This is a genomic window from Mesorhizobium sp. U510, assembly GCF_059180695.1.
Map to the genome: position 1 here is coordinate 3,947,102 of NZ_CP180532.1, position 12,059 is coordinate 3,959,160.

The window sequence follows — 12,059 nt, forward strand, 5'->3', positions numbered from 1 at the left end:
AATACCTTAAGTCAATAAGTCGCGCGTCCTTCGGGGCGCGCGACGCCGCGAATGTTTACTTGCGTGCGATTGGCGACGGCATCCGCCAGGCATTGCCTGACACTTCATGCAAGCCTGCGGTGATTAAAAATGTGGCAGCGCTCGGCCACTGCCATGATTTTGCCGCAAGGCTGGCATTTCACCTTTTATCTCAAACCGTTAGGTGATCACGTCAGATTTCGCATCGTCGTCATCTTTTGTTCGCAAAATGGGAACGGAAGCGATAGACGGGCATTGTTTTGCGACGCGTCAACCGTTACGTGTCAAGCAATGGTGCAGTGCACAATACCGCATTGAGCACAGTAGAGAATTGGCGGAGTAGCTGAAGTGTCACTTCTGCAGATCTATTGGAGAGCGCTGGGCTATCTGGCCGCCGACAAGAGGCGCGTCGCGCTGATTTGCGGCGCCAATGTCGCACTTGCCGCTATCGCCATCCTGGAGCCGATCATGTTTGGCCGGGTGATCGATGCCATCTCCGCGCATGGCTCTGTATTCTCCACGCTTGCCGTGTGGGCCGGTTTGGGCGCCTTCAACGTCATCGCTTTCGTCCTGGTGGCGCGCGGCGCCGACCGCTTTGCTCACGCCCGGCGTAGCGAAGTGCTGTGCCAGTCCTTCGAGCGCGTCATCACCATGCCGCTTGCCTGGCATCATCAGCGCGGCACGTCCAACGCCCTGCACACGCTGCTGCGTGCTGTTGAGACGCTGTTCAGCCTATGGCTCGAATTCATGCGCCAGCATCTGTCCACGGCTGTCGCGCTCGTCCTTCTCGTGCCGACGGCGCTCAGCATGGATGTCCGCATGTCGATGGTCCTGCTCGCGCTTGGCGTGCTCTATGTCGGCATCGGCCGTCTGGTGATGAAGCGCACCAAGGCGGGCCAGGCAGCCGTCGAGCGCCATTACCACAAGGTGTTCGCCCATGTGACGGACTCTGTGAGCAACGTCGCCGTTCTCCAGAGCTACAACCGCCTTGGCCATGAGGCCGAGACTCTGCGCCGCTATGTCAAGAACCTGCTCGACGCGCAGAACCCGGTGCTCGACTGGTGGGCCATCGCCAATGCGCTCAATCGTCTGTCGTCGACCATCTCGATGATGGTGGTGCTTCTGATCGGCGCTTATCTGGTGACCCATGGCCAGTTGCGCGTCGGTGATGTCATCGCCTTCACCGGCTTCGCCACGCTGCTGATCTCGCGGCTCGACCAGATGTCGGCTTTCGCCAACCAGATTTCGGAGGCTCGCGCCAAGCTCGAGGAGTTCTACAAGCTCGAGGACTCGGCCGCCGATGCCGCCGAACCGGATGGCCTGCGCGACCTTACCAATGTCACCGGCCATGTCCGCTTCGAGGATGTCAACTTCGAATTCGCCAATTCGGGGCAGGGCGTCAGCGATGTGTCCTTCGAGGTTCAGGCCGGCCAGACCGTCGCCATCGTCGGACCGACGGGTGCCGGCAAGACGACGCTGATCAATTTGCTGCAGCGCGTCTTCTCGCCGTCGAGCGGCCGCATCCTGATCGACGGCATCGACACCCGCACCGTGACCCGCAAGTCGCTGCGCCATTCGATCGCCACGGTGTTCCAGGATGCCGGACTGCTCAACCGCTCGATCGAGGACAACATCCGCGTCGGCCGTGCCGAAGCCAGCAATGACGAGATTTACGCCGCCGCCGTCGCGGCTGCCGCGCAGGACTTCATCCTGGCCAAGAGCAATGGCTACGACACGGTGGTCGGCGAACGTGGCGGCCAGCTCTCCGGCGGCGAGCGCCAGCGCATCGCCATCGCTCGCGCGGTATTGAAGGACGCCCCGATCCTGGTGCTCGACGAGGCGACCAGCGCGCTCGACGTCGAGACTGAGGACCGCGTCAAGGAAGCGATCGACGAATTGCGGCGCGACCGCACCACCTTTATCATCGCCCACCGCCTGACCACCGTTCGCGACGCCGATCTGGTCGTGTTCATGGACAAGGGCAGGGTGGTCGAAATGGGCGGCTTCGCCGAGCTGTCGCTGCGCAACGGCCGCTTCGCCAGCCTGCTGCGTGCCGGCGGCCTGCTCAACGACGAGGAAGTCCGCCGCCTCAGCCGCTCCGTGCAGGGCGAGGCCGCGTAAGCATCATCTTTTACCTCCCTCGTGGGGAGGCCGGACCGAAGATCCGGGTGGGGGCAGCGCCGCCCCCATCCCGCTGCTTCGCAGCGACCCTTCCCACAAGGGGGAGGGTAACCAAGCCTGCGACACCACCGCTCGATTGCCCCGATCGCGCTGTCGGTCTATGTAAAGCCGCATGAGCGATACGACTTCACGCCTGAGCGGCTGGATGGACCTTGCCAACCCGACGCGCTTCGTTGGGCTGGCCGACAAGGTCGTGCCATGGCTGGCGACGATCGCCGCGCTCATCCTTGCGGTCGGCCTCTATATGAGCTTCGCCGCACCTGAGGATTTCCAGCAAGGCATCACCGTGCGCATCATGTACATCCATGTGCCCTTCGCCTGGCTCGCCATGATGTGTTACTCGCTGATGGCGGTCTCAGCCCTTGGCACACTGGTCTGGCGGCATCCGCTGGCCGATGTCGCGCTGAAATCGGCGGCTCCCATCGGTGCGGTCTTCACGGCACTTGCGCTGATCACCGGTTCGATCTGGGGCAAGCCGATGTGGGGCACCTGGTGGGTCTGGGATGCCCGCCTGACTTCGGTCTTCGTGCTGTTCCTGATGTATCTCGGCATCATCGCGCTGACCCGTGCGCTCGACGATGCAAGCCGCGCCGCCTGGGCCGCCGCCATCATCACGCTGGTCGGCTTCATCAACATCCCGATCATCAAATTCTCGGTCGATTGGTGGAACACGCTGCACCAGCCAGCCTCGGTGTTCCGGATGGACGGCCCGACCATCGACCCCAGCCTGCTCTGGCCGCTGCTAGTCATGGCCGTCGGTTTCACGGCGTTGTTCTTCACGCTGCACCTGATGGCGATGCGCACCGAAATCCGCCGCCGCCGGGTGATCGCCATGCGGCGGGTAGCGGCTCGGCAGGCGGAGCGGGCTTAACCTTCTCCCACAGGGGGAGAAGGGAAGGCCACTCAACCCATTTTCCCCCGCGCTGCCACCGGCAGCGTTTCGAGCACCTGCTCGCCGTCGATCAGGTTGACCTCGTTGAACAGATTGGTGACGACGCAGCAATGGTCGGGCACCACGCGCACGCGCTCGCCGATGCGCAGCTTCGCATCACCGGAAAGCGTGACAGTGCCATGTTCTTCACTGAGTCCGGTGACCCTTGCATCGGGAGCGCCGAGCAGTTCGCCAAAATCCTCTAGCCCGAGCGTGTCGCTCGACAGCGCCTTGCTGCCAGCATCGAGGATGGCGCGTGTTGCCGTTGGGTGGCTGACGACGGTGGCGAGCACCGTCAGCGCGCAATCGTCGAGGGTGCCGACGCCTTTGGCGACCTGATAGCGGTCGAGATAGATGTAGGTGCCAGGGCGATATTCGGTGACGACCGATGCATTGCAGGAGCGCCACATGTCCGGGGTGCCGCCGCTGGAGATGCGTTCGCAAGCGAGGCCCGAAGCGGCCAGCGCCTGCTTGGCTTTCGCAAGCCAGGCTTCGGCCTTGGCCGCGCGGCCAGCGGCAGGATAGGTCATCAGCCCGCCGAAGGCGAGGCCACCGGCCTTGTCGATCAGCCTTGCCAGCGCAACCGCCTCATCAGCCGTTTGCACGCCGCAGCGGCCCATGCCGGTGTCGCATTCGACCAGAACCTGGAGAGGATGGCCGGTATCGGTGAAAGCCGCCGCCAGCCCTTCCAGCGTTTCCGTGCTGTCCGCTGTGATCGACAGGGTTACGCGGCCGTGCAGCGCCTTCAGCCGTTCCAGCTTGGCGCGGCCGAGAATGTTGTAGGGCAGAAAAATATCGGACAATCCGGCATCGGCCATCACCTCGGCCTCACCGATCTTCTGGCAGGTTATGCCGACGGCACCCGCCGCCACCTGCTTCTTCGCCCAATAGGGCAGCTTGTGCGTCTTGATATGCGGCCTGAGCTTCAGTCCGTTTTTGTCGGCATGGGCCTGTGCGCGGGCGATGTTGGCTTCGGCGCGCGCGGCGTCGATCAGGATCGACGGCGTATCAAGGTCGTGGACGGTCGGCATCTTCTATTCCTGTGAGAATTCGCAGGGTTTATGAGCCTGAAAGTGCTTGATGTCACGCGGCCAGCGGACCGGATCGCTGGGCCATCCCTGCATGGCGAAGGGCACGGCAGGCAGTGAGATGGATCGACACCGCAGCGGCGTTCGGCTATGCGATTTGCAATGCATGACGCCCAAAAGTGCCCAGCGGTTTTGGGATGACGACATGCAACAACCTAAAGCGTGTAGACACGAAGGGTCACGATCATGAAACGTTCCGCCATCAACGAAATCATCCGCGAAGCCGACGCTTTCATCCGCTCGTTCGGCTACATCATGCCCCCCTTCGCCTATTGGTCGCCCGAGGAGATGAAGGCGCGCCAGGTCGATTCTTCGGCCATCTACACCTCGCGTCTCGGCTGGGACATCACCGATTACGGCCAGGAAAAATTCAACGAACTCGGCCTGTTCCTGTTTACCGTGCGCAACGGCCGCTACGAGGATATGAAGAAGGGCATGGGCATGCTCTATGCCGAGAAGATCATGATCTCGCGCAAGGACCAGCTGTCGCCGATGCACCGCCACAACATCAAGGCCGAGGACATCATCAACCGTGGCGGCGGCAAGCTGGTGCTGGAACTGTTCATGCACGATCGCGACGGCGGCATCGACCCGAAGGCCGAGGTGTCGGTGCCGGTCGATGGAACCATCCATAGGCTGCCGGCGGGCGGTTTGCTGAAGCTCGACCCGGGCCAGAGCGTCACGCTCCTGCCTGGCGTCTGGCATGCCTTCTGGGCCGAGGGCAAGGACGTGCTGATCGGCGAGGTGTCGACCGTCAACGACGATCTCACCGACAATGTCTTCCGCGAGCCGATCGGCCGCTTCTCCAACATCGACGAGGATGTCGCCCCGGTGCACCTGCTGGTGGCCGACTATGAGAAGTGGCTGAGGTAGGGCAGGCCAAACTCGGCTTGGCCCCGCGCTACCGCGCGTGTTTGTCCGCCTTGCGGTTGCCGAGCAGCAGCTTGCGCTCGAGATACGCCCGCAGATCACCGTAGTAGGCGGTCAAAAAGGCCTTTGAATCGATCGGTTCGACCTTCGCGCCGATCTTGCGGCCGATGGTCTCGGCAACTGCCTTCATCGCGGCATAATCGTCGCGGCGCAGCACGTCTTCCAGCTTGTGCAATTCGGCGATGCCATAGGCGTCGAGCTGCTCCGGGCTGAAATGGAAGCGCTTGTCGACCGGGTCCTTTCGCTGTGAAAGGTCCTCGACCAGCTTGAATTTCGGTGTCTCCACCACCCAGGTTCCGGCAAGCAGGTCGCCAATGCGCAGCCGGTCGCGGTTGAACAATAGAAACAGCGAAAACAGCAACGCCCACACCAGGCCGAAAATCGTCGACAGCGTGTCGGCGACGCCGGCGCCGCCGCGCGCGGCGATGATCGACAGCGGCAGGAAGACCTCGATCTCGCGCATCAGGTTGCGTGCGATGACCTGATCGATGGTGAGACCCGCGCCGCTGCGCGAGGCGACCCGCACGCCGACGATCCGCTTGCCGGGCGTCGCGGCCCGCCGCCCCGCCTCGAAGGCGATGAAATAGACGTTGCGCAGCAGGAAGATGAAGATGATCCAGACGATGAAGAGCGGCTCTGCCTCCTTCACACCAAGGCCGCCGAGGCCGAAGATGACGACGAGGGTGACCGCAATGGCGGCAGCGACGATGATCACCACATCGAGCAGGAAGGCTGAAGCCCGCGTACCGGCGTCCGCCAGCTTGACCCTGAGGTCGACACCTTCCGGCGTGATCAGCGGCCTTATCAGCTCGGCAGGGTTCCTAGCCGTTGCCATGCCGCACCATCCGGAACAGGTAGAAGTAGGCGATCCACAAGGCCAGCATGCCGCCGCCTATGGCGTAGCGCGTCGCATCGCTGGTGATCGTCTGCCGGCCGATGCCTTCGAGCAGGCCGGCAAACAGAAGCATCACCATGACGCCGACCATGGCGGTCGCCGCCACCCGCCCGGCCTGGGCCGCGGCCGCCATCCGGGTCAGTTCTCCGGGGAAGGCGATGCGCGTGCCGATCCGCATGCCTGCCGCGCCCGCCAGCGCGATGGCGAACAGTTCCGTCGTGCCGTGGATCGACAGCCAGCCGCCGAGCTCCAAGCCCAGCCCCTTGGCCGCATAGACCTGGAATAGCGCGCCCAGCATGCATCCGTTCATCAGGATGATCAGCACGCTCGGCACCGCGAAGGCGAAGCCCAGAGCAAAGGCCAGGATCGCCACCTGCGTGTTGTGAGTGAACAGATAAGCGGCGAAGCCGGACAGGAAGTGGCTGCTGCCGCCATCGTACAGCACGCTGCGCAGCACTTCGACCGACGAATCCGGGTTGCGCCCGCCGGCAAGGCTGGGCGCGATGATGGCGTCGTACCAGCGCTTGTCGGAGGCGACCAGCCAGTAGCCGGCAATGGCGCCGACGACAGTCAGTGCGACCGACACCCAGGTCTCGCGCCACAGATCGCGGATTGCCGCCGGCCAGTCACGCAGGAAGAAATCGCCGACGCGCTGCCTCAAGCCGCGTCGCGCGCCATAGAGATAGAAGTACCCGCGTAGGCTGAGCGCCTCCAGATAGGCGATCAGCGCGCTGTCGAGCGACGTTGCACGGGCCACCGAGAGCGACGACAGCGCCGAACGATAGAGCAGGGGCAGCGACAGCAACTCGTCTTCCGAAAGCGTGCGCGGCGCGCGTTTTTCGACGCGGGCCAGCAGCGCCTCGAACGCCTTCCAGTCGGCCTCGCGCTCGTGGCGGAAGCTTGCCAGCGACTGGCGTACGGCATCGGTGCCTGCGGGCAGCGTCATAGGAGGTTTTCCTCCTTGAGCTGGATATAACGCTCGACCAGGGCCGGACCGAGCCGCTGATGGTCGGCCTCGATCACATGCGCGCCAAGCAGCCGCAGTCGCCCGATCACCACTTGCCGCTCCCGAAGCAGGCCGCCCGCGGTGACCGCGCGGGCCACATCCTCGGGTTTCGCAGGCTGCATGTCGGCCAGCGTCTCCAGTTCGACATCCTTCATCAGCATGAACAGCACCAGATGCCGCTCGGTCAGCCTGCCGACGGTGCGTAGCATCAATTCGGCGCTGATCGGGTCGACGAAATCGGTGAAGACGATGACCAGCGAGCGACGGTCGAGCTTGGCCGCCAATGTCGTCAGCGCCAGCGTGAAATTGGTCTCCGCGCTGGAATAGTCGATCTCGGCCGCACGCTTCTGGATCATCGTGAAACTCGGCGAGCCGCGCACCGCGCCGCTCGAGACGCGGGGCGTGGCATCAAAGGAGAACAGGCTGACGAGGTCGCCGCCCTTGAGCGCAATGAAGGCCGACAGAAGTGCTGCCGTTACCGCCCGGTCGACTTTCGGCACGCCGTCGACCGGCTCGCACATCAGCCGGCCGCTGTCGATCGCCAGCACGATGTTGTTGTTCTCCTCGACCCTGAACTCACGCGCTAGAAGCTTGCCGTGGCGTGCGCTGCGCTTCCAGTCGATCATCCGCCGGCCCATGCCTGGCTGATAGTCCTTCAGCGCCTCGAACTCGCGACCCTGGCCGGCTCGCCTCTGCGCGTGGCCGTCGGCCAGCGCGGAGCGCTGCAGCAAGGTGATGGCCTCATCGCGCGCGCTGCTGACGTCGGGCAGCACCGCCACCTTGCGGTCCATCGGCAGGACCACCTGGTTCCAGGTCAGTCCGAACGGGCCTTTCCAGCGCAGCCAGACTCGGTCGAAACTGGCAATGCCGCGCCGGCGCGCCGTGAATTCGAGATCGAGCGTGCCGCCATTCGCGGGCAACGCGCCGCCTGTGCGGCCGACCGGCTCCACACGCTGATCGTGGCCGACACGCGCTTGCAGCCTGCGCGCCCGCTGGCCGAGGCTGGCCGCGACGTGCACGGTAAAGCGTCCGCCGACGCCGACCTGCGGCGGCGCCGAGAGACTGGCGCTGAGCGAGGCACGCCCACGCCCGGCCGCCGCGTCGACAGCGAGAAATGCCAGCAGCGCGCAGATCCACAGCAGGCCCAGATACCAGACATGCGGCAGCGCAAGCGCGATCAGGAAGGCAGGGATCGCCCCGGCCGCCGCAGCCCACACCGCTCTGCCGGTCGGGTAGATCAACGCGGCGCCTCCGTCTGGTCGACGAGATCGGACACGATCTGCTCGACAAGCCGCCCATCGATCTGCGCCGCCGGCGACAGGATGACGCGGTGGCGCAGCGCCGGTATGGCGAGCGCCTTGACGTCGTCGGGGATGACATAGGCGCGGCCGTCGAGAGCCGCCCTGGCGCGTGCCGCGCGCGCCAGCATGGCGCCCGCCCGTGGGCTGGCGCCAACCTCGAGGTCCGGGCTTTCGCGCGTGCGGCGCACAAGGGCAGCGATATAGCCGACGACATCGTCAACCAGCGTCACCTCACCAACCGTGGCAAGTGCCGCCTCCAGCGTCTTGCGGTCCGTCTGCGCCTTGATGCCGTATTGCGCGATATCATGCGAGGCGGTGCCGCCGCCGTGATGCACGATGATAGCCTGTTCCTCCTTGAGATCGGGATAGCTCACCCGGTGCTTGAACAGGAAGCGGTCGAGTTGCGCCTCGGGCAGGGGGTAGACACCCTGATGCTCGATCGGGTTCTGCGTCGCCACCACCATGAAGTTCTGGCTGAGCGCATGCGTGGTGCCGTCGAAGGTGACGGCGTGTTCCTGCATGGCCTCCAGAAGGGCGGCCTGCGTCTTCGGCGGCGTGCGGTTGATCTCGTCGGCGAGCAAAAGGTCGCAGAAGATCGGCCCGCGCGTCAGCGTGAACTGCCCGCTCTGGAAATTGTAGATGTTGGAGCCGACGATATCGCCAGGCATCAGGTCGGGCGTGAACTGGATGCGGCCATAGGCGACGCCAAGTGCTTGCGCGAAGCATCGCGCGGTCATGGTCTTGGCGGTTCCCGGCGGGCCTTCCAGCAATATGTGGCCGCCGGCAAACAATGCCGTCAGCATCAGATCGACCGTGTCGCGCTGCCCGGTGATCGCTTTCGCCACTTCTTCCCTGATCGCGGTCGCCAGGGCCTTCACATCATCGACGTTCACCGAGCCTCCTTGTCGTCCATTCATGCAGCGCTTCCGCTGCCTCATGCATTTGCACCAGGGTCCTGGCTTCGCTCGCGGCTTTGAAGCGGCGGCTGAAGCCCTGCGTTTCGCTTCGGTCGCGGGAATCGAGCCAGCGGTCGAGCGCTTCGCCCGGCAAGCCTTGCGGCGCGCCGAGCAATGCGCCGGCACGCGCACGCATCAGCGTCGCATACCGATCGCCGAGCTGCCCGAGCCGCCCGGCGCGCTTCAGGAGCATCGCGGTGGTGTCGACCAGCGCCCGCTTGCCGAAGGCAATCGCCCGGGCCTCGGAGCGCGGCGGTCCGAACCTGCCGAGCCCATGCAGGAAGGCAAGGGCGGCCCCCGCCAGCACCGACAGCGTCAGCGCCAGGAAGGGTGGCTCGACCAAAAGCTTGGCGAGATCGTATTTCTGCCCGACGCCATGCAGCGTCAGGTCGAACATCACGGCGCCCTTTCCGGGCTCCAGCATGGCGATCATGTCCAGTGCCGCCGCCGCCTTTTGCTGATCCTTCAGCGCCGCGTTGTTGATCAGATCGGGGTCGGTCAGGATGTAGAACGGCTCGTCGTCGAGCTCGGTGAGAATGGCCTTGCCGTTGCCCGCCGCGATCAAGGGGTGGTCATCCGCCACCCATTGCAGGTCTTCCGGCGCGGTGACCATGCGGCCTGCGACGTCGATCTGCCCGACCGAACTCTTGCCTTCGCCGAGCTTGGCCTTGGCGATGCGCCCGAGCCAGTCGTTGACGACCGTATCGGGCAGCCGTTCGAGCTTCATCTCCCAGCCTTCATGGTCTTGCAGCGGCAAGATGATCCATTTGGGCAACACGAACAGCGTGGCCTTGCGGGAGCGAAGCTTGATGATCCTTGCCAGCGCGGCCGGGTCGCTGTTTGGCGCGATGGTGACGATCAGCAGGAATTCGGACGCCAGGCCGGAGCCGAGCGCTTCCTCGCTGCGCGCCATGAGTGGCGCCTGTCCATTGGCGAGTTTCAGCCATTCGACGAGCCCGGCATAGCCGGAGCCGCCCTTGGAGAGCGGCGTGCCGCCGCCTTCTGGCTGGCGAAAGTCCGGCGCGTAGGTCGACAGCAGGAAAAACCCCGCCGCGGCCAGCAAGCTGGCAAAGATGCCCCAGAACAGGGTTTTGCGGCTGAACGGTTCCTGCGCGGCGTCGACCGCTGGCGCGCTCATGTCCAGGCATCCCTGAAGACGAAGCGTTCATAGGCGCCACGCGCCTGCTGCCAGCCTTCCGCTCCGACCGGCCGGCGGGCAAACAGCGCTGCCTCGACAATGCGCGCGATCTCACTGAAGGCGCTGCGTGCCCGCGCCGGCAACGACGTGGCGCTGGCGATGTCGCGTGAAGTGAGCGACGGGCGCAGAAAGTCGGGCAGCCGCCCGGCAATGTCGGCGACGCAGCGGCGAAGCAGAAGATGCACCGCCTCGTCATACTCGCCGCGCGCGGCGAGTGCGTCGGCCTCGGACAGCAGGATCTGCGCGGCACTCGCATTCGGGCGCCATGCCTCCTCCGCCTCTGCCTCCTTACGGGCGCGCCGCCACGGCAGGCGCCATGCCACGCCCTTGGCTTCGAGGGCAACGAGAAGCGCGATGACCGCGACGCCGACGATCACCGCGCCCCAGAACAGGTAGATCATGTAAGGGCCGATCTTCGCCAATGCCTCCAGAAAAGGCCGCAGCCATTCCGGCGGCTCGGGCTGCACCAGTGTCGGCAAGTCAAACTGGATGGAATCGTCCGCAAGCAACTGCTTGTGTATCTTTGCCAGCCATTCGGCGTCCTGCGGCTGTGCGACTGTCACCCGCTCGCCCCTCTGCACCTGCGGTTCGGTGTCGACACTGGCAATACGCCTGGACAATTGCAAGTCCACTGGACGAAGCCTTTTAATCTTGGCAGATTTACTTTCGAGGTTGGTTGTTTGGATGTTGCGGCGGCTCGGGGGAATATCATGACCACTGCGACATTGGGACAACCCGGCCGGTTCGAGATCGGCAGGGTGTTCAACAACACCTTTGCCGTCTTAGGCCGCAACATCGGGCTTTGCCTTGGCCTTGCCGCGCTGTTCGCCGGCGTGCCGACGCTGCTTGTCCGGTTGTGGAGCCAGCCGCAGGTCGACGCGATGTTGCATGGTGATCCGGGTGCAATGGCGGATCCCCATGCGATGTTCCGCAATTCCTATCTCAGCCTCGTCGCCGGGCTGGTTTCCTTCGTTTTCACCATGCTGCTTCAGTCGTCACTGGTCCGGGCGACGATCGAGGACCTGAACGGCAGGCGGCCCTCCTTCGGCGACTGTATTCAGATTGCGATCCGCTTCCTGCTGCCGACGCTGGCGATTGGCTTCCTCGTCGCCTTTGGCTCGGTCCTTGCCATGCTGGCCCTGATCGTGCCCGGCATCATCTTGTGGCTCGGATGGTCGATGTCGGTGCCGGTCCTGATCCAGGAGCGGCGTGGCGTTTTCGGCTCGATGTCACGCAGCCGTGCCCTGACCAAGGGAAACCGCTGGTCGCTGTTTGGCCTGTTTCTCATATTGATGATCATCGCGATGGTCACCCAGTGGGGGATATTGCTGGTTTTCGTCCTGTTTGGCGGGATTCTGGCGCAGCTGGGCGCCGCGCTGGTGCAGACCGTGATCTCCATGGTGCTGTCGATCGCCGCCGCGGTCAGTTATGTCGAACTGCGCCAGGTCAAGGAAGGCGCAAGCATCGACGAACTGGCGCAGATATTCTCGTAGCGGACGGCGCCATTCACATGAGGGCGACAGCCCACTTCAACGACGGAATGGTTTGCGCGCTC

At 64.4% G+C, this 12,059-nt stretch carries 11 protein-coding genes; 4 read left to right on the plus strand and 7 right to left on the minus strand.

Going from position 1 to position 12,059, the window contains the following annotated elements:
* Positions 1-366: 366 nt before the first annotated feature.
* Together ACLGL5_RS20590 and ACLGL5_RS20595 are read left to right on the plus strand one after the other, a co-directional pair.
* On the plus strand, positions 367-2,139 hold the full coding sequence (locus ACLGL5_RS20590; protein WP_494372754.1) for a glucan ABC transporter ATP-binding protein/ permease: 1,773 nt from the start codon (positions 367-369) through the stop codon (positions 2,137-2,139).
* A 172-nt stretch (positions 2,140-2,311) separates the two neighbouring features.
* Positions 2,312-3,070, plus strand: coding sequence for a heme ABC transporter permease (locus ACLGL5_RS20595; protein WP_019857541.1), 759 nt, complete (start codon positions 2,312-2,314; stop codon positions 3,068-3,070).
* A gap of 32 nt (positions 3,071-3,102) precedes the next feature.
* Here the strand turns inward: ACLGL5_RS20595 and ACLGL5_RS20600 are convergent, their stop codons facing one another.
* Positions 3,103-4,161, minus strand: a complete 1,059-nt coding sequence (locus tag ACLGL5_RS20600; protein WP_069091922.1) for a D-TA family PLP-dependent enzyme — start codon at positions 4,159-4,161, stop codon at positions 3,103-3,105.
* 243 nt (positions 4,162-4,404) lie between these two features.
* Here ACLGL5_RS20600 and ACLGL5_RS20605 point away from each other — a divergent pair, with 243 nt between their 5' ends.
* On the plus strand, positions 4,405-5,091 hold the full coding sequence (locus ACLGL5_RS20605) for a D-lyxose/D-mannose family sugar isomerase (protein WP_027046725.1): 687 nt from the start codon (positions 4,405-4,407) through the stop codon (positions 5,089-5,091).
* Between the two features lie 28 nt (positions 5,092-5,119).
* Here ACLGL5_RS20605 and ACLGL5_RS20610 read toward each other — a convergent pair whose 3' ends face one another.
* The 6 genes from ACLGL5_RS20610 to ACLGL5_RS20635 are packed head-to-tail and all read right to left on the minus strand — an operon-like array spanning position 5,120 to position 11,124.
* Entirely contained in the window at positions 5,120-5,983 is an 864-nt protein-coding gene (locus ACLGL5_RS20610) for an RDD family protein (RefSeq protein WP_038646185.1), read from the minus strand.
* Positions 5,970-6,989, minus strand: a complete 1,020-nt coding sequence (locus ACLGL5_RS20615) for a stage II sporulation protein M (RefSeq protein WP_069091923.1) — start codon at positions 6,987-6,989, stop codon at positions 5,970-5,972. The genes ACLGL5_RS20610 and ACLGL5_RS20615 overlap by 14 nt, the downstream gene beginning before the upstream one ends.
* Complete coding sequence (locus ACLGL5_RS20620) at positions 6,986-8,290, minus strand: DUF58 domain-containing protein (protein WP_069091924.1); 1,305 nt, start codon at positions 8,288-8,290, stop codon at positions 6,986-6,988. Before ACLGL5_RS20620 ends, ACLGL5_RS20615 begins: the two co-directional genes overlap by 4 nt.
* Positions 8,287-9,243 (minus strand): AAA family ATPase, encoded by a 957-nt coding sequence (locus tag ACLGL5_RS20625; protein ID WP_069091925.1) that lies wholly within the window; start codon positions 9,241-9,243, stop codon positions 8,287-8,289. The genes ACLGL5_RS20620 and ACLGL5_RS20625 overlap by 4 nt, the downstream gene beginning before the upstream one ends.
* On the minus strand, positions 9,230-10,444 hold the full coding sequence (locus tag ACLGL5_RS20630; protein WP_069091926.1) for a DUF4350 domain-containing protein: 1,215 nt from the start codon (positions 10,442-10,444) through the stop codon (positions 9,230-9,232). The genes ACLGL5_RS20625 and ACLGL5_RS20630 overlap by 14 nt, the downstream gene beginning before the upstream one ends.
* Entirely contained in the window at positions 10,441-11,124 is a 684-nt protein-coding gene (locus tag ACLGL5_RS20635; protein ID WP_083246960.1) for a DUF4129 domain-containing protein, read from the minus strand. Before ACLGL5_RS20635 ends, ACLGL5_RS20630 begins: the two co-directional genes overlap by 4 nt.
* A 90-nt stretch (positions 11,125-11,214) precedes the next feature.
* Between ACLGL5_RS20635 and ACLGL5_RS20640 the strand changes: the two genes are divergently transcribed.
* Positions 11,215-11,997, plus strand: coding sequence for a YciC family protein (locus tag ACLGL5_RS20640; protein ID WP_069091927.1), 783 nt, complete (start codon positions 11,215-11,217; stop codon positions 11,995-11,997).
* Positions 11,998-12,059: the final 62 nt, after the last annotated feature.